Genomic DNA, 22,459 nt, shown 5'->3' on the forward strand with positions numbered 1-22,459 from the left:
GTGGGTCAGCGTGCCAGGCCCGCGCTCGACGACGCGCAGGCCATCGGTGACGTTGGCGCCACCTTCCTCTGCAGGGCCAGGCCGACGCCGCTCAGCGTCAGGACAAAGGCGAGCATCTGTCGGGATCCGATCGTCTCATGGAGTGCGAGCGCAGCGGCGACCGTTCCGATGATCGGCACCAACAGCATGCCCGTGGTCGCCATGCCTGTCGGCAGCCGGCGCAGGGCGGCCTGCCAGCTGAGGTAGCAGAGCGCGAGCGGACCGATCGCCATGTAGCTGATGCCGGCCAGGCTCGGCAGGCTCAAGCCCCTGATCTCGGAGGCCTCGGTGAACAGGCTGATCAGCGTCATCGCCAGGCAGCCGAGCCCGACCTGCCACGCGGTGAGGGGGATCGGTGGCAAGTCGATCGGCCTTCGCTCGAGGACCGTTCCCAGCGCGAACAGGATAGCCGCGGCCAGGGCGAGGGCGATACCAGGCGCCTTCCGGAGGATCTGGCCGGTGCCGGTGCCGTCGACGAGGACGCAGATCCCGAGGATGCCGAGAGCGAGGGCCGCGAACCCGCGCAGGTCCGGACGCTCGCCGCGCAGAACCCAGGCGAGAAGCACGGCCCAGATCGGCATCGAGTACGCCAGCAGCGCGCCCTCCGGTACGGTGAGCCATCTCAGGGACAGACCGGTGAAACCCATCCAGGCGAAGACGTTGATCGCGGCGGCGAGACCGAGCCGTCCGAAAAGTGCGCGCGGCACCGTCAGGCGCTCACCGCGCCCGTAGGCGAGAAGGCCCAGTCCGGAGGCCGCAATGAGACCGGCGACGCCCCGCGCGAACATCCGTGCCGCGGAGCACGGGCAGACGATGAGGCTGCTGACGGCGGTGGTGGCCGACCTCGACGCGCTTGCGGCGACGGACCGCCGGCACGTCCAGGCGAGCTATGCGGCGATCAGCCGAGCATGACGGCGCCCTGGACCTTCAGCACCACCCCTACCCGGGGGGAGGGTCTGAACGATCGCGAAGGGGAGCACGGACCGCATGGGATCCCGAACGCGTCACACACGAGATTTTTTCCTCTGTCGCGTGAACGAAAAATCGGTGCCGGTTCGCCGGACAATCGAGCCGGTTGCGAGAACGCCGGGATGCTGCGCGAGAGGCGCGCCGGTGCCACCACCTCGGATCAATCCGGCCGGCTCGGCGTTCGGAGTTCGGCGGAAGTGGTCGCCCGATCGCGGCTGCCGCTGATGATGAGGCGTTAAGGGATCAACAGCGATGCTGTCGCCATCGGCCGCCATGGAGCGGGTGTCCGCGCTCGGACGCGCAGTAGGTTCGGCGGCAATGACGAGGAAGATGCCAGGAGTTTCGTCGCCCCCGGGTGGAGCCGTCGTGGTGGACGTGTTCTGCGGCGCGGGCGGCCTCTCGCTCGGACTGCGCGAGGCCGGGCTTGCGATCGCTGCCGGGATTGATCTGGATCCAGCCTGCCGATACCCCTACGAGCACAACATCGGCGCCAGCTTCCACGGTCGCGACATCATGGGAGTGTCCGCGGCCGAGGTGGCGACGATGTTCGGGGATGCTCCCGTCCGGGTGCTCGCCGGATGCGCCCCCTGCCAGCCCTTCTCAGGCTACACGACGAAGCGGCGTGAGAGCGATGGGCGGTGGAGGTTGCTGCTGGAGTTTCTGCGCGTCGTCGAGCAGATGCGTCCCGAGATCGTCACGCTAGAGAACGTGCCGCGGCTCACGCTGCTGCCGCTATGGGGCGAGTTCGTCCGCGCCCTCGAAGCCTTGGGCTACCACGTCGTCTGGAAGGTCGTGGACGCGGCCGACTTCGGCGTACCGCAGAACCGCCGCCGCGTCGTGCTCCTGGCGTCCCGCCTCGGCGCGATTACGATGCCCAAGGCGACGGAGCATGTGCATCGGACCGTACGAGACGAAGTCTTCGACCGCCCCGCCATCACGGCGGGAGAGTGCGATCGCCACGACCGGTTGCACCAGGCTCGCGGCCTGACCGCGATCAACTTGGAGCGCATCCGGATCGCCGAGCCGGAAGGGACTTGGAAGCGCTGGCCCGAGCACATGCGCGTCAAGTGCCATACCGAACCGACCGGCCGGACGTACCCCTCGGTCTACGGCCGCATGGCTTGGGACAAGCCGTCGCCGACGATCACCACGCAGTTCTACGGGTTCGGGAACGGCCGCTTCGGCCATCCGGAACAGGATCGCGCGCTGACCTTGAGGGAAGGCGCCATGCTGCAGTCGTTTCCGGCGGAATTCGAGTTCGTGCCACCTGGCAAGCCGATCGTCGCCCGCACCATCGGTCGATTGATTGGCAACGCCGTCCCGCCGGCCCTGGGTAGGGCGATCGGTCGAACCATCATCGAGCACATCGGCGTATAGTAGGCCGGATCAGGGCGGAGGCACCTGACCGACCGCAAGATAGCCGGATGCCTCCAGATAATCATCGACGTTCTCAAGTATGGCCTCGATGTAAGCCAGCGATCGGACGCTGATTTCTAGAAGCGCTCGCGCCGAATAGTCGCGTCCAATATCGTCATATGTTTTGAGGCCGTGCGAGAGGTCGTTCCTGACATCCTTGATGGTCAGAAGATCTGCCCCGTCCCTCGTTCGAGTTGCATCCGTGAAGTGACTGAAGCCGTATGTGCCGGCGATCTTACGGACAAGTCTGGCGTCTACGTTGCCCGAGAACTGATGATCCACATCGAGGGACATGGCGACGAAGTCTATCGGCATGTCCGCCAGGAGCACGTGATCGTCCGGGTTCTTCTTGCGCCGGAAGCCTTTCACGACCTCGCGGCGCAGCGAAGGCGACAGGCTGCCGAAGGCTACCCGCTGGCCGATCATCGTGTCGTGCACGCCGTCAAGGGCGCCGCGAGCCGATGCCTCGATCAGGTTGTAGAGGATCAGGAACGTCCCCGCACGCAGGACGTGCAGCCGTGCGAGATCGACTGGGCGTCCGCCGCCCGCTTGAGTCTCGCGGTCGGCCTTCGACACCACGGAGAGGTAGCGGCGCACCTGCGAGCGGCGGCGCCGGAAGTCCTCGACGAAGGCGCGACTCATCGGCCGAGAAGCCGATCGCGGACGTACTCGATCCGGCCAGTCACCCGGTTGCGGTTGTTGGCTGCGTCGGATGTGGTGAGCTCACGGAATTTCGGTTTGCTGAGATGCCCCACGAGGTCCCATGCGCCCGGCAGGGAGGAATCCTCTCGCATAGCCAGCGCGATCCCGACGGCGATCGCCTCGAACCGCACTCGCGGCGTCGACTTGGCGCTCGGGCTCTTCCGGAAGCCGTTCGGCAGAATTTCGGACACGAGGCGAAGCATGTCGTCCCAAGCGGCCCGCAAACGCGTCTCGGTCGGACCGCCGGGGCCCTCCTGTTCCATCGCGGCGTTCATGCGCTTCGCATAGTCGTCGACGAAGAGCGATACGACTTTGCCGGATTCGGTCTGGCCGTACGTGGTGTAGTCGTCCATGTAGGCGAAGAACCGTGCTGCTAGTTCCTCACGCTCGAAACGCTTTTCGGCCGCTTTGGATAGTGGTGCGAGGGTCTTAAAAGCTTCTTGACGAGCAACTTCGCGGACAAGATCTACGAATGGCCCGGGCATGCGGCCGCGTCGACTTTCCATGTCATTCAGGCGGACCGGGCCCGTGTTGATTCTGTCGAACATGTCGCGGCGGGTCTCCTCGTCCGCCTTTTCGGTCAGTTCGATGAGGCGCAGCGTGATCCTGCCGAAGCGGCGCTGGCGCGATGCGAGCATGTCGCCGAACCGGAAGCCATTGAGGCCCGGAAGCTTCTCCATGCCTTCGAGGACGAGTTCGCCGGTCAGGAACCGTGCCAGGGTGCGGATGCGCTGCGTGCCGTCCACGATCTCCAGTCGGCCTTCGAGGTCGGGATCCTCGTTGCCGACGTCGGCGACGAACAGGTACGGCACCGGCAGGCCGATCAGCAGCGACTCGATGAACTTCGACTGCCGCTTGTCCTCCCAGATAAGATCCCGCTGATAGTCAGGGACGAAGATCTCGTTCTCGCCCTCCAGCTTTCCGGTAAGGTGCTTCTCGACCAGCACCTCGACGGGGTATTCCCGCACGGTGTAGTCGACGACCTGCTGAACGGTGCGGATCTGCCGCTCGGCCTCGTCGATCTCGTCTTTGCTTTTCACCGTCCCGTCTCCGCTGCCACGAAGCTACCTATTGAGGCCGTCGCGCATGGACCGCCTGTCTCCGACCGACCGATCGCGGCTGATGGGGAAGGTGCGCGGCAAGGACACTACCCCCGAGATCAAGACCCGCAAGGTCGCGCACGCGTTTGGCTACCGATTCCGCCTGCATCGACGAGACCTGCCCGGATCGCCGGACCTTGTCTTCCCTGCGCGTCAAAAGGTGATCTTCGTCCACGGCTGCTTCTGGCACCGACACCCCGGCTGCCGGAAGGCCTCGACGCCGACGACCCGTCGCACGTTCTGGCAGGAGAAGTTCGATCGGAACGTTGAGAGGGATGTGCGCAAGGAGATCCAGCTTATCGCCGCCGGATGGGATGTGCTTGTGATCTGGGAGTGCGAAACGCGAGACGTAGAGCGGTTGACGAAGACGCTGCAGGAGTTCCTCGGCGCACCAGGTACATCGACCAAGCCTTAACCCAGCGGTCGTAGCAGCGCGGAGATGTCAGACCGCACCATACCCGTCGACCCTCCGCCCGCCATCGCCTCCTGGCGCGACCAACTCGAACGCCTGTCCGAGCACGCTTCCCCGTGCCGCTACATGGCTCCGACGCGGTGGGCCACGATCCGGGCCAGCGCGATAGCGTTCTGCGACTAGCACGGCGCCGAGTCCCACCGGCTCGGATGGACGGCGCCCGAGCTGTTCGCTGTCCGTCCCTAGCACGGCACGCTCCGGATCGACCTCTGCAGCGTGATGATGATTACCGGCAACCGGGCGCAGGCGGTAGGCCAGGGCCTGCGCGAGGCCGCGCTGGTCGAGGATCGTCGCCTGGATGATGCTCGCGTAGAGCGGCTCCTCGATGAGGGTGGCCTCCGCCTCGGCGCTCAGGGCCGCCCAAACCTCAGATTCCGCGGTGCCGCGGCTCGTGGCGCGCAGGGGCGACTGGGCTGAAGCCAGGGCGGTCATGGCATGTCGGTCTTGAATGGTGGACATGGAAGCGCAATGCCCCGGTCGGCTTCGATCATGGCACAGGCCGGAACAGGTCGGGCTACGATCCGCTGACCGACGAGATGGCCCTCGATGTCGTGGGTCAGCGCGTGGCGACAGGATTGAAGCCGGGATCGAGAAGGCCGTCGACCGCCGCGGCCACATCGGTGCCGGCCGGGATCACGCCGGCCTGCTGCAGGGCGATGCCGGCGGCCTTGATCGAGTCGGCCTGCGCCGGCCCGATCGCCGGCTGCGACAGGTCGGTGCGTTCCAGTTGGCGGGCGATCACCGGTTCGGGCAGCTTGGTTGCCGCCACCAGCGCCGCCGAGAGCGCCCGCGGGTCGGTCAGCGCGTAGGCGCGCGCCCGCTCGTAGGCCGCGATCACCGTCCGGACGAGGTCCGGATGCGCCTTGGCGAAGTCCTCGCGGACGTCGAGCAGGCCCCAGGTGTTGGCGGCCGCGTCGCGGTAGAACAGGACGTCGCCATTCTCGATCTCGGCGGACGCCATCATCGGATCGAGCCCCGCCCAGGCATCGACGTCGCCGCGATCCAGCGCCGTGCGCCCGTCCGGATGCTGAAGCCGGACGAGCTTGGCGTCCTTCTCGGTCAGGCCCGCCCCCTGGAGCGCGCGGATTAGGAAGATGTGCGGATCCGTTCCCCGGGTGACGGCGACGCGCTTGCCCTTCAGGTCGGCGGGTTTGGTGATGCCCGCGTCCTTGCGGGTGACCAAAGCCGTCCATTCGGGGCGCGAGAACGCGTAGACGGCCTTGATCGGGTTGCCGTTGATCCGCGCCACCAGGGCCGCGGCCCCAGCGGCCGAACCGAAATCGATCGCGCCCGCGTTGAGGAATTCGAGCGCCTTGTTCGAGCCGAGCGACTGGACCCAGCGCACCCGGATCCCCGTCGGCCTGAGCGCCTCCTCGAGGAAACCCTTGTCCTTCAGCAGGAGGCCCACCGGGTTGTAGGTCGCCCAGTCGAGCCGGATCTCCTTCGGATCCTCAGCGAGAGCCCCCTGCCCGAACGGTCCGGCTAAAGCCGTCAGCGCAATGCCGGCGGCCAAGACAACTCTGCGGATCGCGGACATAGGTGAAACCTTGCGTGCGCCGACGTACGGGGACGGCGAATCGGGGAAGTTTGGGATCGAAGCGTTCGGTCAAGTCGGCTGGCCGAGGATCCCCAGGATCTCCCGGCGAAGACGTACGATCTCGGCGTCGTCGCGGTGGCGCGGGTAGGGGAGCCTGACAGGCAGCTCAGCTCGGATCGCGGCTGGGCGGTCGCCGAGCACGATCACGCGCTGCGCCAGGACCAGCGCCTCTTCCACGTCGTGGGTCACCAACAGGGCGGTGAACTGCTTCTCCTGCCACAGCCGCAGGATCTCGGCCTGCATGGCCAGCCGGGTGAGCGCGTCGAGCTTGCCCAGTGGCTCGTCGAGGAGCAACAGGCGCGGCTCGTTCACCAGGGCGCGGGCGAGCGCGACGCGCTGCGCCATGCCGCCGGAGAGCTGGTGCGGATACGCGTCGGCGAAACCGTCGAGCCCGACGAGCCTAAGGGCAGCGTCGGCGCGCATCGCCCGCTCGCGGCCGATACCCTGGGCTTCTAGTCCGAGCGACACATTCCCACGTACGGTACGCCAGGGATAAAGTGTCGGGTCTTGGAACACGAGGAGCCGCGAGGGGGCAGGCCCCTGCACGCGCTCGCCGGCGATCGCGATCCTGCCGGCATCGGGTGCCTCCAGGCCCGCCACCAGGCGCAGGAGGGTGGACTTGCCGCAGCCAGAGGGGCCGAGCAGCGCGACGAACCCACCGGGCTCGACCTCCAGGCTCACGCGGTCGAGTACCGGCAGAGCCGCCCCGCGGATCGTGAAAGCGTGGCTCACGGCTTCGACCGCCAGCCGACTGCCCCCTGTTTCGGGATCTCGCCGCGAAGCGGCTTGTTCGAGAAGCGCGGCTACCATTGCACCAGACCCTTCTGCCACGACAGCACCCGGTCTCGCACGCGAAACAGCAGCGTGATCAGTGAAGAGCACATCAGCGCCATCACGATCAGCGCGGCGTACATATTGGCGTAGGCGGCCCACCCTTGGGCCCATTGCAGATACCAGCCAAGGCCGGACTTCACGCCGAGCATCTCCGCGACGACCAGCACTGCGAACGAGCCGCCGAGTCCCATGAACAGGCCCACGAAGACGTGCGGCAGGGCCGCGGGGATCGCCACCCGCGTCACGAGGAACAGCGGCGAGGCGCCGAGAGTGCGGGCAACGTCGAAATAGGCCTTGTTGACGCCTGCCACCCCCGACCAAGTCAGGACCGTGACCGGGAAGCCTGTGGCGAGCGCGACCAGGAAGGTGCTCGCGGACCAGGATGAGGGGAACACGAAGAAGGCGAGCGGCAGCCAAGCCGTCGCCGGCAGCGGCCCGACGAAGCGCAGCACCGGATGGACCCAGTAGCCGACCGCCCTCGACCAGCCGACCGCGACGCCAAGCGTGAAGCCCGCGGCCGCGCCGATCAGGTAGCCGCCGGCGAGCAGCTTGAGCGAGGCCAGGACGCTGCCGCCGAGCTTTGGCCAGTCCTCTAGGAAAACCTCCAGGATGGCCTGCGGCGGCGGGAAGAACGGCATGGGCAGGAGTTCGAGCTTCGCGGTGGCCAGTTCCCAGGCTAGAAAGGCCAGGGCCAGGACAGCCAGCCAGGGCGTCCAGTGGGCGAGCGAGAGGCCGATCCGTCCGAGCTTGCCGGAGACGACCGCGGCAACCGGCAGGATCAACCCGAGGGCGAGGGAAGCAGCCGCGAGCGCCCCGGTGTAGGGGAAGTCACCCGCCTCGGGGAGAGCATAGGTCGCGCCGGAGAGCGCAAGCCATGCCGCTCCGGCTGCGATGCCGCGCCACGGCGGGGCCGGCAGTTGCCGGCCTTGCTGCAGGACCACACCGCCCGCGCCGGTCAAGCTCGTCATGACGAGATCCTCATCTGACGGTTCTCAACTCAGCACGTCGGCGCAGACGCGCTCGGCGAACTTCGCCGTATCGGTCGTGCGCTTGAGGACGTTCACTTGCTTCAGCTCGTCGCCGTACAGGACGATCTGCTGCTTGAGCTCGGCCCCGACCGGGCTGTGCCCGTGGTGCTGGCTGCGCAGCATCGCGGCGAGATCCTCGATGGAGCCCTTGCCGCCGTACCCGGAGAAGATCCGGGCGGCGTCCTCCGGGCTCTCGTGCAGGCGATGGCCGCCCTCGAGGATGGCGCGCGTGAGCGCCGTCGCAACGGCACGGTCGTTCCGGATCAGGCTTCCGCGCACGGCCACGACGCAGCAGGTGCGGTCGGCGTATTCGCCTGACAGGTTCGTCGCGACCTCGATGAGGCGCGGGTCCTTCAGCCAGATCCAGGTGCGCGGATCGGCATCGGCGAACGCCTGCGCCTCACCCTTCTCGATGGCAAGGTTCAGGAGATCCGCCGGGTACTGCCGCCATTCGACCCCGGCCTCCGGATCAATCCCGGCTTTGGCGAGGAGCAGGCCGAAGAAGTTCTTGGCGGGGCTAGCCTGATCGCTGATCGCGATGGTCTTGCCCTTGAGGTCTGCGATCCCGGCGATGCCAGCGGACTTGGCCGCCAGCAGCCGCAGGCATCCGCCGTGCAGGCCGGCGGTGATCTTCACGTCGAAGCCCTGTTCAAGGGGCTTGAGCCAGCGGAGCGCCATGCCGATGCCGGCATCAGCCTTGCCCGTGGCGATGGCCTCCAACAGTGCTTCCGTCGATCCGCCGAAATTGACGAACTCTACGTCGAGACCGTGCTGCGCGAAGATCCCGTGCTCCTTGGCCAACGGCGCCGCGGCGGTACAGATCGCCGTGGCGTTCCAGGCAAGCTTGATCGGCTTGAGCGGTCCGGCCACGCTCTCGGCGGCGGTGGGCCGGCAGAGCGGGCCTGGATCGAACGGTGCGCCTGGACCGGGCGCCCAGGCCCGGCCGGTGCTCACGCCGAAGCCGAACGGCAGGGCTGCGGCCGCGGCGCCGACCTGAAGCAAGCGGCGGCGCGAGAGCGGCTGGCCGGATCGGGGAGTGCCCGTTCGGGAGGGCGCGTCGGTCATCAAAGGTCTCCGGGCCGCGCAACCGCGCGGTGGGAACGACGCACATAACCGCCCCGGCTTGCGGCCGGGCGGATCTGGCGCTCTCGTTTGCGGGAGCCGATCCGTCGAGGGCCCGGCAGAGCAAGTATTCGGTAGCAATCGACGCGAGTCAAAGGAAATATGTTCTCAATTTTTGCGAAATTAGCAAGAAAATTTGTGCTATAGTATCGGAAGGAAGCATTTTTCAATCCTTCCTGCACCGGAAAGTGCAGCGTCCAGCCGTGCCTGCGCGACTTGTCCATGCTCGGGTGGAAATAGAACGTTTGCTCACAATGGCGGGTTGAGAAAACTGGTTCTTCTCCGACGAGGAATAATCCGGCACCTTCCTCCTACGCGCACGGCAATATTCGAAAGTACGTTTCGTTGACCCATCCAGCCGGTGGGGTGAGGATCGCGGCCTTCATGAGGTGCCTCACTCGGCATCCCGCTGGCCATAACGCCCCGTCATGACCGTCGCCGTTCCACCGCCCGACATCGTCGGCAGCCTCGCTGGGCGCATCGCTGAGGGTGCGGCTCGCCACGATCGGGCCGGCACCTTCCCCCACGATTCCATCGCAGCGCTCCGGGAGGCCGGTCTCCTGGCACTCACCGTGCCGCGGCGGCTCGGCGGCGGCGGTGCCGGGCTCGCGCGGGCCGCCGAAATCGTGCGCACCCTTGGGTCTGGCGACCCGGCGACCGCGCTGGTGCTGGCGATGCAGTACACCCAGCACAGCTTGATTCACCGGTCGGACGCCCCGTGGCCACGCGACCTTGCCGATCGGGTTGGATTGGCGGCCGTGGCGCGAGGCGCCTTGATCAATGCCCTCCGGGTCGAGCCGGAACTGGGAACGCCCTCGCGCGGCGGCCTGCCGGCGACCCTCGCCCGGCGTGACGGCGAAGGTTGGCGCGTCACCGGGCGCAAGATCTACGCGACCGGGGCACCGGGGCTCGCCTACGGGCTCGTCTTCGTCCGTACCGACGAGGCGGTCCCGCGCACGGGCAACGTCCTCGTTCCGTTCGATGCGCCGGGCCTGCGCATCGTCGAGACCTGGGACCATCTCGGCCTGCGGGCCTCCGGCAGCCACGACGTGATCCTCGACGACGTGCCGATCCCGGGCGACCACGCCGTCGACCTACGATCCTTGGAGGGCTGGAAGCGGCCGGATCCGTGGCAGCAGGCCTGGAGCTGCGCCCTGATCGCTGCTCTTTACGACGGCGTGGCGCGGGCTGCGCAGGGCTGGTTCATCGATTTCCTGCGGGCGCGCCGTCCCGGCGGTCTCGGGGCGCCGCTCGCGAGCCTACCGCGCTTCCACGATGCGGTCGGCGAGAACGAGCGGCTCCTCCACGTCAACGCCCGCCTCGTCGCCGGGCTCGCGGCCGACGTCGACGGGGGGCGCCCGCCGCCCCCGCGCGAGTCCGGCTTCGTGAAGCTCACTGTCACCGAGAACGCCATCGCGGTGGTACAGGGCGCCGCGGAGCTTTGCGGCAACGCCGCGCTGTCACGCACGAACTCGCTGGAGCGGCACCTGCGCGACGTCCTGTGCGCGCGCATCCACTGGCCCCAGGCCGACGCCGTCCGCGCCGCCGCCGGCAAGATTGCCCTCGGTGCCTGAGCCCGCCCACGACACGGAGATTGCCACATGAGCCTGCTTCCTCCCGAGGCCGTCGAATTCATCGGCTTCGTCGCCCCCCGGCACACCTCCGAAATCCACCCGGCGCACGGACCGGCCATCGACCGCGACTACCTGAAGCTCCTTGCGCAGGCACACGAGTGGGGCGGGTTCGACCGGGTACTCGTAGCCTTCCATTCGACCACGCCGGACGCGTTGCTGCTTGCAACGCAGGTCGCCTCCGTCACGGAACGCCTGGGGCTGATGATCGCCCACCGCACCGGGTTCACGGCGCCGACCGTAGCGGCGCGGCAGTTCGCGACCCTCGATCAGCTCACGGGTGGACGAGTCGCGATCCACGTGATCAGCGGCGGCGACGATAGGGAACTCGCCCAGGACGGCGACCACCTCACCAAGGATCAGCGCTACGCCAGGACGGGGGAGTTCCTCGACGTCGTCCGGCAGAGCTGGACCGCGACGGCGCCGTTCGACTACGCGGGCCGGTATTATCGAGTGGAGCGGGGCTTCTCCGAGGTGAAGCCGGTGGACGCGATATCGGTCTATTTCGGCGGGGCCTCGCAGGCGGCGCTGGCGGTAGCGGGTCGCCATGCCGACACCTACGCCCTCTGGGGCGAGACGCACGCGCAGGTTGCCGAGCTGATCGGCCGGGTGCGGGAGGCGTCCGCCGCCCATGGCAGGGCGCCCCGCTTCAGCCTGTCGGTCCGCCCGATTCTGGCCGAGACCGAGGCGCGGGCCTGGCAGCGCGCCGAGGACATCCTGGCCCAGACCAGGGCCGTGCGGGCCGCGAAGGGGCTCGGCTCGGTCGCGACGCCTCAGAACGAGGGTTCCCGGCGGCTCCTCGCGGCTGCGGCCTCCGGACCGCGCCACGACAAGCGGCTGTTCACCGCCATTGCAGCCGAGACCGGCGCAGCGGGCAATTCCACTGCCCTGGTCGGCACCCCCGAGCAGGTCGCCGACGCGCTGCTGGATTACCATGCGCTCGGCGTGCGAACTTTCCTGATCCGCGGGTTCGATCCGCTGGAGGACGCGATCCAGTACGGGCGGGCGCTGCTGCCCGCCTTCCGGGCCGCACTCGAGCGTCGTGGCGCGACGGCGGAGGCGGCCTGATGCGGCGCGTGATCCTCTGCCTCCTCGCGCTCCTGACGGCCTGGCCCGCGTACGCGCAGGATGTCCTACGGGTCGGGGACCAACGCGGCAACGCCCGCGCGCTGATGGAGGCCGCCGGCGTGCTCGACGGCCTGTCTTACCGGCTCGACTGGAGCGAGTTCCCCGCCGCCGCCCCCCTCCTTGAGGCGCTCAACGCCGGCGCGATCGACGCGGGCGGCGTCGGCGACGCACCCTTCACCTTCGCGGCTGCCGCCGGAGTGCCGGTGAAGGCGATCCTGGCCTTCCGCAACCGGCAGGACGGGCTGGCGATCCTGGTGCTGAAGGACTCGGCGTTGCGCACGGTGTCGGAGCTGAAGGGCACGCGCATCGCGACGAATCGCGGCTCGATCGGCCATCAGGTCGTGCTGGCAGCGCTGGAGGAGGCAGGGCTTCCGGTAGACAGCGTCACCTTCAGCTTCCTGCCGCCGGCCGATGCCAAGATCGCCCTCGCTTCCGGAGCAGTCGATGCCTGGGCGACCTGGGAGCCCTACACCTCCACGGCGGAGTTGGCCGGGCTCGTCCGGGTTATCCGAGACGGCAACGGCATAACTCCGGGGCTCAGCTTCGCGGTGGCGAGCGACGACGCGATCCGGACCAAGCGCGCGCTGCTGGCCGACTTCGGTGCGCGCCTCGCCCGGGCGCGGGCCTGGGCCCTGAAGGATCCGGCACCGTACGCAGCCGTCTGGTCGAAGCTGATCGGCCTGCCGGAATCGGTTCCGCTTCGCTGGTTCGGGCGCGCCGCCTACCGAGTGGTGCCGATCGATGCCGAGGTCATCGCCGGTGAACAGCGCAACATCGACCTGTACGTGCGGTCTGGTTTGATCCCCAAGGCGCGTGCACCGCGGGCCGAGGCGATCCTCGACACGAGTTTCTCGCAAACCGGCGCCGTCGTACAATGATGCCGGCGGAGGATCCAATATGCACGGCAGCAGCGACGATCACAGCCACGCGCACAGCCACGCGCACAGCCACGAGCACAGCCACACCCGTGAGCCCGCGACTCCCAACCACCCCAGCAGCGCAGAGCGGTGGAAGAACGATGGCGTGCGGGTGATCCCGGGCGACCGGCTCGACGCCAACACCGCGCAGACGCCGGGCATGTTCCGGCAGGCGGCGATCAACGCGGCCCGCGTCGGCGCCCAGAAGATCTGGGCCGGCACCGTGGCGATCCAGCCCGACGCCAAGACCGGGGTCCACCACCACGGCGAGTTGGAGAGCGTGATCTACGTGGTCTCGGGCCGCGCCCGGATGCGCTGGGGCGACCGGCTCGAATACGTCGCGGAGGCCGGCCCCGGCGACTTCATCTTCGTGCCGCCCTTCGTGCCCCACCAGGAGATCAACGCCTCGACCGACGAGCCCCTGCACTGCGTGCTGGTGCGCTCGGACAACGAGGCCGTGGTGGTCAACCTGCCCGACGTCGCGGCCGCCGAGGCGCCCGAGACGGTCTACTGGGTCGATCCGATTCACAAACACCCTTAGGACCGCGGAGACCGCATCGATGAGCCGGGATCGCCAGCTCCATCTCGGCGCCTTCATGCGCCCGATCGGGATCCACACCGGGTGGTGGCGCTATCCGGGCGGCTACCCGGACGCGAACTTCAACTTCGAGCACTTGGCGCATTTCGCCCGGCGGCTCGAGGCGGCGAAGTTCGACGCCTTCTTCATGGCGGACCACTTGGCGGTGATGAACATGCCCCCAGTGGCGTTGCGCCGTTCGGCCACCGTCACGTCGTTCGATCCGCTGACCCTGCTGCCGGCGCTCGCCGTGCTCACCGAGCGGATCGGCCTGATCGCCACGGCCTCGACCACCTACAACGAGCCCTACCACGTCGCCCGCAAGTTCGCCTCACTCGACCACATCTCGAAGGGCCGCGCCGGCTGGAACCTCGTGACCTCCGGAAACCCCGACGAGGCCCATAATTTCGGCCGGGACGCCCATGTGGAGCACGCCACCCGCTACGCCCGGGCGCGCGAGTTCTTCGACGTGGTGACCGGCCTGTGGGATTCCTTCGCCGACGACGCCTTCCTGATGGATCCCGAGAGCGGACTGTTCTTCGATCCGGAGAAGATGCACGTGCTCGATCACCGGGGCGCGTTCCTGACGGTGAAGGGCCCGCTCAACATCGCCCGGCCGGTGCAGGGCTGGCCGGTGATCGTGCAGGCCGGCGCCTCCGAGGCCGGCAAGCAGATCGCGGCCGAGACCGCCGAGGTGGTGTTCGGCTCCGGCTCGACGCTTGAGGCCGCGCAGGCCTTCTACGCCGACGTGAAGGGCCGGATGCCGGCCGCCGGGCGCGACCCTGGGCACCTGAAGATCCTGCCGGGCTGCCTCGTGTTCCTGGGCGAGACGGAGGACGAGGCCTGGGCCAAGAAGACCCGCCTCGACGACCTCGTCCACCCGGACAGCGGGCTCGCCAACCTGTCGGTCCGCCTCGGCGTCGATGCGTCCGGCTTCGACCTCGACGCGCCGCTGCCCGAGATCCCCGAGACCAACGCCAGCAAGAGCGGGCGGGCGCAGATCGTCGACTATGCCCGCCGCACCGGCGCGACGGTCCGCGAGCTGGCCCGCAAGGTCGGCGGCTACGGCGGCCTGCAGATGGTCGGCACGCCCGCCCAGGTTGCCGACCGGATGGAGGAATGGCTGGAGACCCGCGCCTGCGATGGCTTCAACGTGATGTTCCCCTTCGTGCCGGAGGGGCTCGACGATGTGGTCGACCGCCTCGTGCCGGAGTTGCAGCGCCGCGAGCTGTTCCGCCGCGACTACTCAGGCGTGACGCTCAGAGAGCATTTTGGCCTGCCGCGGCCGGGAAACCGGTTTTTCCCGTAGAGGGCCGATACGTACCTGCGTCAAGCCTGCGCTTGTTCGGTCGCAAAGACGACTAACTCACTGGCCGGTGAATGACTCGGCCCTGCAGTTGTTGGCAGCCCGGCAGCGCGACTGCGCTATTACTAGGATCACGCCGATCGTGGCAGCCGTCCCGCACGCATCCAGCGGGCCGTGGCTATGAGAGAAGCTCCTCACCGAACCGCAATTTGACGCGTTCGAGCGAAAGATCTTCAAAGTGCTGCGCGCATGACAGGTCATATCAACAGCAGCCATCTGATAGCTGCGTCGCATTGGTCGGCCAAGCCGAGTATCGCTTCGCTGCCAAAAAAATCATTGCTCTCCAGAGCACTCAATAGGATCTAATGCTGAAATTCAGCATAGAAATGACAGCCTATTCCGCGAGTTGGTCGATAAATATCATGGTGGCGACCAGGAATCGGTCGCGTCCGTGATCGATAGGCGACCAATCGGTTGAGCGACATAGATACATATCTCGACGAAAAGCGGCGAGCGCTCGCTGCACGAAACGCACGGATACGGCGCGGAGAGATCTCCGCCGTACCCTTGAGCGCACGGGTGGCAGTGGAGGGCGGCAGCGGCGTGCGCCGGATCGCGATCCGCCGGCACGCCATCGTCTCCGACAGCCTGCCCGATTTTGCCGGATTCGACCTCGGACCCGGATCGCCCGAGCTTCAACTCGGCGTCCTCGGCTCTTGCCTCGCCCACACCGTCTTAATCCAAGCCGCCCTTCAAGAATTGGCGATCGACACCATCGAGGTCGAGGTCATCGCGACTTTCGATTCGCGCGCTGGCGCGGAAGGCTTCGAGGACATCCCCGTGCATCCGCAGGACATAGCCTTCGAGGTCCGTCTCCAATCGCCCGCTGACCCAGCCAGGATTCAGGCGCTTCAGGCGGCAGTCGAGAAGACCTATCCAATCCTCAACCTGCTGCGCCTGCCGCAGTCGGTACGCGCACGCTTCGCGGTCGCCGCACCGCTCGAGCCAGATGTAACCCGGACGGAGAGTTTCGCATGATGCTCACAAGACGCCGACTCTCAGCCTTATTCCTCGGCGTCGGCCTTTCTTTGACGACGGGGGCGATCGCGCAGGAGGCCGCACCAAAGGAGTTCCACATCGGCTACCAGAAGATCGGATTGATCGTGGTCGCGCGCCAGCAGGGAGCGATCGAGAAGCGCTTGGCGGCGCAGAGCACCAAGGTGCAGTGGGTCGAGTTCCAGGCCGGGCCGCCGCTGCTTGAGGCGCTCAACGCGGGCAGCATCGACTTCGGCTATACCGGCGACGCCCCGCCAATCTTCTCGCAGGCGGCGGGCGGAAACCTCGTCTATGTCAGCGCTGCCGCACCATCCGGCGACGGCGAGGCCATCCTGGTCAAAGAAGACTCGGCCATCCACTCCATCGCGGACCTAAAGGGCCGCAAGGTCGCGGTCGGGCGGGGTACAAGTGCGCACAACCTCCTCGTCGCCGCGCTGGAAAAGGCCGGCCTGAACTTCTCTGATGTAACCCCCGCCTATTTGTCACCGGCCGATGCCGGCTCGGCCTTCGCCAACGACAGCGTCGACGCTTGGGCGATCTGGGACCCGTACTTCGCCATAGGGCAGGCTCGTAACAGAACGCGGGTGCTGACGACCTCCGGCCGGACGATCGACGTCTCGGCCTACTTTCTGGCCAACAGGACCTTCGCTGGGAAGTACCCCGGCGTCATCGCAGGCACGCTCACGGCCCTCTCCGAGACGGCATCCTGGGCAGACGCACATCGCGACGAGGTCGCACGGGCCCTCGCCTCCGTCACGGGCATTCCCTACGAGATTCAGAAGGTTGCGGCGGACCGGACGCAATTTGCCGTCCACCCGCTCTCAGACGCGATCCAGTCAAGTCAGCAAGCAACGGCGGACCGTTTTCACCGCCTTGGGCTGATTCCAAGGGCGATCAACGTGAGGGATGCCGTGTGGGCCCCTCCGCCGACCTGATCGCTTTGAATGTATCATGGTCAAGCTGGACAGTTGAACGATGAACCCCCGTCGCCTCAGCGAAGCGGCAGCCCTCGCCGCGGTCGTTCTCGCCGGTGTGCTGATCCTCGCCCACAACGTCAGGGGAATGGCCGATGTCACGCTCCTCAACGTGTCCTATGATCCGACCCGCGAACTCTACGAGCGACTCAATCCGAGCTTCGAGTCGGCCGATGCTCGGGCCGAGGGCCACACAATCCACATTCGTCAGTCGCACGGCGGATCCTCGCGTCAGGCGCGAGCCGTGATCGCCGGAGAGGAAGAGGCCGACGTCGTGACCCTCGGGCTGCCCTCTGATGTCGATGGGCTGGCCAAGCGCGGGCTCGTGGGGCAGGACTGGGCAGCGCAGTTTCCGAACCGGGCCGTACCCTATACCTCCACGATCGTCTTCGTGGTCCGCGCCGGCAACCCGAAGGCTGTGCATGACTGGCCCGACCTCGTCCGCGAAGGGGTCGAGGTGGTGACACCCGACCCGAAAAGCTCCGGAAACGGCAAGCTCAGCGTGCTGGCAGCCTGGGGTTCGGTGGTCACCCGCGGCGGCGACGCCGCCGCCGCTCACGACTACCTACAGGCGCTCTACGCCCACGCCGTCGGTCTCAATCCGGGCGCGCGCGGCGCAGCCGACACCTTCGCGGTCGAGCGGGTCGGCGACGTACATCTGACCTGGGAGAACGAGGCGATCCGCGAGGTCGCAGCCTCGAACGGGGCACTCCAGATCGTCTATCCGCCGGTGAGCATCCTGGCCGAACCCTCGGTCGCGGTGGTCGAGACCAACGCGCACCGGCACGGCTTAACAACTGAGGCCAAGGCTTATCTTGCCTACCTCTTTACCGAGTCCGCCCAGGAGACGATTGCTGACCTCGGCTACAGGCCGACGAACCTTAAGGTCCGCGACCGTCACACTGACAGACTGCCGCCACTGACCCTGTTCCCGGTTACAGCAATCGCGCGGGACTGGGCGGACGCGCAGCAGCGCTTTTTCGCCGAGAACGGCGTCCTCGACACCCTTCACCGCCCGAAGACGCAGTAGGTTTGCATGAGCGCCTCATCGCTTCCCGCCACGGGCCCTGCGGACGTGCCGGCGCGTCGTCCAGTCTGGTGGCCGGCGTACGGCGCCGCGGAGGCGCGGCGCGACGTCGTCGCGGGGCTGACGGTTGCAGCCATCTCGCTGCCGCAGGGCATGGCCTACGCGCTGCTCGCCGGGATTGATCCGCGCTACGGGCTCTACTCGGCGATCGTGATCACGCTCGTGGCCTCGATCCTCGGCTCGTCCTCGCACCTCATCAATGGACCAACCAGCGCGATCTCGTTGCTCGTCTTCTCCGCTCTCAGCCACTTCGATCCTGACGCTCGCGGGCAGACCGCGGAGGCGATGTTCCTGCTCGGCGCGCTGGTCGGGGCGATTCAGATCTTGATCGCCGTCTTCCGCCTCGGGGACCTGACCCGCTACATCTCGGAATCGGTGATCCTCGGCTTCATGGCGGGTGCCGCCGCGCTCCTCGCCCTCAGCCAGATCAGCAACGCGCTCGGCCTGAGGAGTCGCGGGCACGGCGACCAGAACGTGCTTGTCCGGCTCTGGCTCACGGTCACCGAGGGCGGCCCGGTAAGCGGCAAGGCGTTGACGCTCAGCCTCGGCGCTGTCGCGCTCGCACTCCTAATGCGGCGGGTCGTGCACCGATATCGCCTGCCGCAGATCGACATGCTGGCGGCGCTGGTCGCGACGGCGACCTTCGCCTACCTCGCCGGGTGGACGGCCGTCGGCCCAGATGGAAGGTCTGCGGTCGGCGTCGCGGGCGTGGTGCCGGCGAGCCTGCCGAGCTTCCACATCGCCCAGGTACGGGCCGCATGGCTCCCGGACCTCGCTGGCAGCGCGCTGGCTATCGCCTTCATGGGCCTGCTCGAGGCGCTGGCTATCGCCAAGTCGATCGCGCACGAGACCCGCCAGCCCCTCGACTACAATCGGCAATGCTTGGCAGAAGGTGCAGCGAACCTCGTCGGCGGCTTCTTCCAGTGCCTGCCGGGCTCGGGTTCCCTATCGCGCTCGGCGATCAACTACCAGGCTGGAGCGCGCACGCGCTTCTCCGGCGTGGTAGTCTCGCTCGCGGTCGCCGCCGCGCTCCTCACCCTCGCGCCGCTGACGCAGTTCTTCCCGAAGGCCGCGCTGGCGGGTTTGCTGTTCGTGACGGCTGCACGCCTGATCGACATGAAGCGGCTCGCCTATGCGTTCCGCGCCTCGAACTACGATGCCGGTCTCGTGATGGCCACAGCCCTGTCCGCTCTTACGATCGGGGTCGAGTTCTCGATCCTGGTCGGCGTGGCGCTCTCGATCTTGCTGTTCGTCCCGCGAGCAGCGAAGCTGAAGGATTCCGAACTTATCGTCACGACCGAAGGTGTGATCCGCGAGCGAGTAGCGGGCGACCCACCGGCCCGCGACCTAATCGTCATCGACCTTGAGGGTGAACTCTTCTTCGGCGCGGCACCGGATTTGGAGCAGGCGCTCGGCCGGGCCTTGAGCCGGGCCCGCGCGGAGAACATCACGCAGATCGTGGTGCGCCTCAAGCGCGTGCGCCATCCCGACGTGGTCTGCCTTGAGGTGATCGAGCAGTTCCTGCGCGACGCCGGGAAGGCGTCCGTGACGGTGCGGCTCGCTGGCGCGCAGCCGGACTTTCTGGCGCTCGTGGCGCGGCTGCGCTTCGCGGCTTGGTTCCCGGCGGAACGCATCCTCCCGGAGGTGGACGACCGGGATTCTGCGACGATCAAGGCCGTGCGCCAGACTTACGCCGCGCTCGAAGCCGGGCGTGGGACCGGGGATAGCAAGCTGTATTACCTCGTCTGATGTCGGTGAAGATTATGGGCGGATCAGCCTCAACGCACGCGGTTCCCCCAGCAGCGCTCCAGCACGCGGCGCGCTCCGTCGAGAATCAGCCCTCGCAGAATGGCGTCGACGCTGTCTTGCCCGCAGCCCGGCTCCTAGTGCTCGGGCTCCAGCACGTGTTGGTGATGTACGCCAACGCGATCGCGGTGCCCCTGATCATCGGAGGCGCCCTGAAGATGCCGAAGGATCAAATCGCACTCCTAATCAACGCCGATCTATTCGCCTGCGGGATCGCCACGCTGATCCAGACGATCGGTCTGGGCCCGTTCGGCATCCGCCTCCCGGTGATCATGGGCGTCACGGCGGTCGCGATCCAGCCGATGCTCGCCATGGCGGCGATGCCGGGCGTCGGACTCGACGGCATCTACGGCGCCGTCATCGCGGGCGGCGTCTATGGGCTGCTGGTGGTCCCCCTCGTCGGACGGCTGATGCGCTTCTTCCCGCCCGTCGTCACCGGCACGATCCTGACGATGATCGGTATCGCTCTCACACGCGTCGCCGTCGGCTGGGCCGGCGGCGGCGCGGGCACCGCCGATTTCGGAGCGCCGGGCACCATCGTTGTCGCTGCCGGCGTGCTCACCGCGGTCCTGCTCTTGGCCCGCTTCGGCCCCGGATTCCTGGCGAACATCGCGGTGCTTCTCGGGATCGGCCTCGGCTACGGCGCGACCCTCGCGCTGGGATGGACGACCTTCGACGGCATCGGCGCGGAGCCATGGCTTCGGGTCGTGCTGCCGCTGCAATTTGGCACCCCGAGCTTCCACCTCGTGCCCTGCCTGATCATGTGTCTCGTGATGACCATCGTCTTCATCGAGGCGACCGGGATGTTCCTGGCCCTCTCCGTTATGACTGGGCGTCCGGTCAGCACCGAGGATATCCGGCGCGGTCTGAGAGCCGACGCGCTCGGCACGCTGATCGGTGGGCTGTTCAACACGTTTCCCTACCTGTCCTACTCGCAGAACGTCGGCCTCGTCGGTCTTACCGGCGTGCACAGCCGCTGGGTCTGCGCGACCGCGGGCGGGATCATGCTGCTGCTCGGCCTCGTCCCGAAGATCGCCTTCGTAGCCGCCTCGATCCCGCAGCCGGTCCTCGGCGGGGCGTCCCTAGTGATGTTCGGCATGGTCGCGGCGACCGGCATCCGCATCCTGGCGCAGGTCGACTACACGCGACCGGGCGGCCGCGACGCGCTGATCATTGCCGTGTCCCTCGGCCTTGGCCTGATCCCGATCGTGCAGCCGGCCTTCTTCCGAGCCGTGCCCGACACCCTACAGCCGATCGTGAAGGATCCGATCCTGCTCACCGCGATCGCGGCGATCGCCCTCAACGCACTGCTCGGCTCAACCGGGACCGCGGCGAGATCGGACTGAACTCGGAACCGCGGCCCGTGTCAGGGTCGGGCTGGCATCAGGCCGGCGCGGACAGGTCCGGCAGCGTGATCGGCGCCGCAGACCCGTTGATAGCGGCCTCCAGCAGGTCAAGCCGATCCTGACCCCAGAACGGCTCGTCGCGGTAGAAGTAGAACGGGGCGCCGAATACCTGCCGCCCGATGGCCTCGCGGGTCAGGCCGGCCTCCCGCTCGCGCAGATCCTCCTCCTCGACGCGATGCAGGAGGCGACCGCCGTCGAGCCCATTCTCTTCCGCCAGGCGCCGGACGGTATCGGGATCGCCAACGTCGCGCTCGTCGGCCCAGACCGCCTTCAGGCCGGCATGAACGTAGGCCGCGACGTCGCTTCCTTGGTCGAGCGCCGCCAGCAACACGCGATGGGCCAGCGAGGGGTCGGCAGGGTAGTACTTCGGATGCAGGACCAGCGGGATGCCGCGGATCTGACGCCAGCGCTGCATCTCCACGAGCCGATAGGCCTGCCGCTGCAGGGGGCGCTCCTTGACGGGTTTGCCGCCGCCCGCCGCGAAGACGGCGAACAAGTCGACGGGTTTGTACAGGACGCGCGCGTCGGTTCGGTCCACAAGGTCGCGGAATGCAAGGCTTCCGACGTAGGACCACAGCGATAGGAAGCTGAAGTAGTACTCGATTTTGCGCTCAGCGAGAGCCATGAGGGACCGTCCGGGAGAAGAGGCTCGTCGGATGGAGCCGCTGGCTTCATTTGTACCGGTAATGGCGCCACGGTTCTATCGACTGCGGCCGACCGGAAGCTGCGATCATCGCCGGCCAACCGCGACGGCGAGCTTGCTGGTAGCGCGCGAGTCGCGCTTCAAGATAGCCGTAGATTTCTCGGTCATCCGCCTACCTCCGACCACGCCGGCCAGCGCGGCTTACAGCGGTTCGTCACGGACCGATCGCTCAAACGGGTCCGAACATCGGCGCGATACCGGACGATAGCCCGGTGAATCTCGATCCGCTCCCGTCAGGGTCTCACATCCGACCTGGGGTCCTGCTCTCGGCTGTCGGGCTCGCTGTCGAGGTAGCGCTGCGCCCAATCCTCGAACTCGGGCGGTGACAGCCGGTCTCGGGATCAGCGATCCTGTGGTGCTCCTCGCGCGGGTCTATCGGTTCGGCCGGCGTGGTCAGCATGGCGTCACTTCCTGCTGGATTAGCGAGGAGTTTGAGATGGAAGGCGCCCGATGTCAGCGTTGAACGCTTCGGCCATGACCGAAGCGTTCCGTCGTGATCGGCGAACGCCGAGGGCCTATGGTTGTGCGATGACCAACGCTGCCAGCCTATCCGTGACTGCGGCCCTGATCGGAGATCCCGCTCGGGTCA

At 67.4% G+C, this 22,459-nt stretch carries 21 protein-coding genes and 1 pseudogene; 12 read left to right on the forward strand and 10 right to left on the reverse strand.

Annotated elements, in window-relative coordinates; genetic code table 11:
• Positions 1-5: 5 nt before the first annotated feature.
• The gene (locus MKK75_RS08755) at positions 6-854 is read right to left on the reverse strand and encodes a DMT family transporter (protein ID WP_244042283.1); all 849 of its coding nucleotides are present in this window, start codon (positions 852-854) and stop codon (positions 6-8) included.
• A 189-nt stretch (positions 855-1,043) separates the two neighbouring features.
• Positions 1,044-1,283, reverse strand: a complete 240-nt coding sequence (locus tag MKK75_RS08760; RefSeq protein ID WP_244042201.1) for a hypothetical protein — start codon at positions 1,281-1,283, stop codon at positions 1,044-1,046.
• Between the two features lie 91 nt (positions 1,284-1,374).
• Between MKK75_RS08760 and MKK75_RS08765 the strand changes: the two genes are divergently transcribed.
• Complete coding sequence (locus MKK75_RS08765) at positions 1,375-2,385, forward strand: DNA cytosine methyltransferase (RefSeq protein WP_244042202.1); 1,011 nt, start codon at positions 1,375-1,377, stop codon at positions 2,383-2,385.
• A 9-nt stretch (positions 2,386-2,394) separates the two neighbouring features.
• Here MKK75_RS08765 and MKK75_RS08770 read toward each other — a convergent pair whose 3' ends face one another.
• Together MKK75_RS08770 and MKK75_RS08775 are read right to left on the reverse strand one after the other, a co-directional pair.
• A complete protein-coding gene (locus MKK75_RS08770) occupies positions 2,395-3,066 on the reverse strand; it encodes an MAE_28990/MAE_18760 family HEPN-like nuclease (protein WP_244042203.1) in 672 nt (223 codons plus the stop codon).
• Positions 3,063-4,166, reverse strand: coding sequence for a DUF262 domain-containing protein (locus tag MKK75_RS08775; protein WP_244042204.1), 1,104 nt, complete (start codon positions 4,164-4,166; stop codon positions 3,063-3,065). Before MKK75_RS08775 ends, MKK75_RS08770 begins: the two co-directional genes overlap by 4 nt.
• A 46-nt stretch (positions 4,167-4,212) precedes the next feature.
• On the opposite strand from MKK75_RS08775, the gene MKK75_RS08780 reads away from it, so the two are divergent.
• A complete protein-coding gene (locus tag MKK75_RS08780; protein ID WP_244042205.1) occupies positions 4,213-4,641 on the forward strand; it encodes a very short patch repair endonuclease in 429 nt (142 codons plus the stop codon).
• Positions 4,642-4,941: 300 nt separating this feature from the next.
• On the opposite strand, the pseudogene MKK75_RS08785 reads toward MKK75_RS08780, so the two are convergent.
• From MKK75_RS08785 to MKK75_RS08805, 5 genes and pseudogenes are all read right to left on the reverse strand, one after another.
• Positions 4,942-5,130 (reverse strand): annotated as a pseudogene (locus tag MKK75_RS08785) (serine O-acetyltransferase); the annotation flags it as partial.
• A gap of 124 nt (positions 5,131-5,254) precedes the next feature.
• On the reverse strand, positions 5,255-6,235 hold the full coding sequence (locus MKK75_RS08790) for an aliphatic sulfonate ABC transporter substrate-binding protein (protein WP_244042206.1): 981 nt from the start codon (positions 6,233-6,235) through the stop codon (positions 5,255-5,257).
• 69 nt (positions 6,236-6,304) lie between these two features.
• Entirely contained in the window at positions 6,305-7,105 is an 801-nt protein-coding gene (locus MKK75_RS08795) for an ABC transporter ATP-binding protein (RefSeq protein WP_244042207.1), read from the reverse strand.
• Positions 7,099-8,097, reverse strand: coding sequence for an ABC transporter permease (locus MKK75_RS08800; protein WP_244042208.1), 999 nt, complete (start codon positions 8,095-8,097; stop codon positions 7,099-7,101). Before MKK75_RS08800 ends, MKK75_RS08795 begins: the two co-directional genes overlap by 7 nt.
• Positions 8,098-8,121: 24 nt before the next feature.
• A complete protein-coding gene (locus MKK75_RS08805; protein ID WP_244042209.1) occupies positions 8,122-9,222 on the reverse strand; it encodes an ABC transporter substrate-binding protein in 1,101 nt (366 codons plus the stop codon).
• Positions 9,223-9,707: 485 nt separating this feature from the next.
• On the opposite strand from MKK75_RS08805, the gene MKK75_RS08810 reads away from it, so the two are divergent.
• The 10 genes from MKK75_RS08810 (at position 9,708) to MKK75_RS08855 (ending at position 21,107) form a co-directional block, all read left to right on the forward strand.
• On the forward strand, positions 9,708-10,853 hold the full coding sequence (locus MKK75_RS08810) for an acyl-CoA dehydrogenase family protein (RefSeq protein ID WP_244042210.1): 1,146 nt from the start codon (positions 9,708-9,710) through the stop codon (positions 10,851-10,853).
• A gap of 27 nt (positions 10,854-10,880) precedes the next feature.
• Positions 10,881-11,978 carry an LLM class flavin-dependent oxidoreductase gene (locus MKK75_RS08815; protein WP_244042211.1) on the forward strand — a complete coding sequence of 366 codons (1,098 nt, stop codon included), beginning with the start codon at positions 10,881-10,883 and terminating at the stop codon, positions 11,976-11,978.
• Positions 11,978-12,916 carry an ABC transporter substrate-binding protein gene (locus MKK75_RS08820; RefSeq protein ID WP_244042212.1) on the forward strand — a complete coding sequence of 313 codons (939 nt, stop codon included), beginning with the start codon at positions 11,978-11,980 and terminating at the stop codon, positions 12,914-12,916. The genes MKK75_RS08815 and MKK75_RS08820 overlap by 1 nt, the downstream gene beginning before the upstream one ends.
• 19 nt (positions 12,917-12,935) lie before the next feature.
• Positions 12,936-13,496, forward strand: coding sequence for a cupin domain-containing protein (locus MKK75_RS08825; RefSeq protein ID WP_244042213.1), 561 nt, complete (start codon positions 12,936-12,938; stop codon positions 13,494-13,496).
• 19 nt (positions 13,497-13,515) lie between these two features.
• Positions 13,516-14,841 carry an LLM class flavin-dependent oxidoreductase gene (locus MKK75_RS08830; protein WP_244042214.1) on the forward strand — a complete coding sequence of 442 codons (1,326 nt, stop codon included), beginning with the start codon at positions 13,516-13,518 and terminating at the stop codon, positions 14,839-14,841.
• A 576-nt stretch (positions 14,842-15,417) separates the two neighbouring features.
• Entirely contained in the window at positions 15,418-15,876 is a 459-nt protein-coding gene (locus MKK75_RS08835; RefSeq protein WP_244042215.1) for an OsmC family protein, read from the forward strand.
• Complete coding sequence (locus tag MKK75_RS08840) at positions 15,873-16,829, forward strand: aliphatic sulfonate ABC transporter substrate-binding protein (protein ID WP_244042216.1); 957 nt, start codon at positions 15,873-15,875, stop codon at positions 16,827-16,829. The genes MKK75_RS08835 and MKK75_RS08840 overlap by 4 nt, the downstream gene beginning before the upstream one ends.
• A gap of 40 nt (positions 16,830-16,869) precedes the next feature.
• Positions 16,870-17,898 carry a sulfate ABC transporter substrate-binding protein gene (locus MKK75_RS08845; protein WP_244042217.1) on the forward strand — a complete coding sequence of 343 codons (1,029 nt, stop codon included), beginning with the start codon at positions 16,870-16,872 and terminating at the stop codon, positions 17,896-17,898.
• A 6-nt stretch (positions 17,899-17,904) separates the two neighbouring features.
• Complete coding sequence (locus MKK75_RS08850; RefSeq protein WP_244042218.1) at positions 17,905-19,704, forward strand: SulP family inorganic anion transporter; 1,800 nt, start codon at positions 17,905-17,907, stop codon at positions 19,702-19,704.
• 116 nt (positions 19,705-19,820) lie between these two features.
• Positions 19,821-21,107, forward strand: a complete 1,287-nt coding sequence (locus MKK75_RS08855) for a nucleobase:cation symporter-2 family protein (protein WP_244042219.1) — start codon at positions 19,821-19,823, stop codon at positions 21,105-21,107.
• A gap of 37 nt (positions 21,108-21,144) precedes the next feature.
• On the opposite strand, the gene MKK75_RS08860 is transcribed toward MKK75_RS08855, so the two are convergent.
• Positions 21,145-21,792, reverse strand: coding sequence for a 2-hydroxychromene-2-carboxylate isomerase (locus MKK75_RS08860; protein WP_244042220.1), 648 nt, complete (start codon positions 21,790-21,792; stop codon positions 21,145-21,147).
• Positions 21,793-22,459: the final 667 nt, after the last annotated feature.

The sequence above is a fragment of the Methylobacterium sp. J-030 genome (genome assembly GCF_022829545.1).
In the GTDB taxonomy this organism is placed as follows: Bacteria; Pseudomonadota; Alphaproteobacteria; order Rhizobiales; family Beijerinckiaceae; genus Methylobacterium.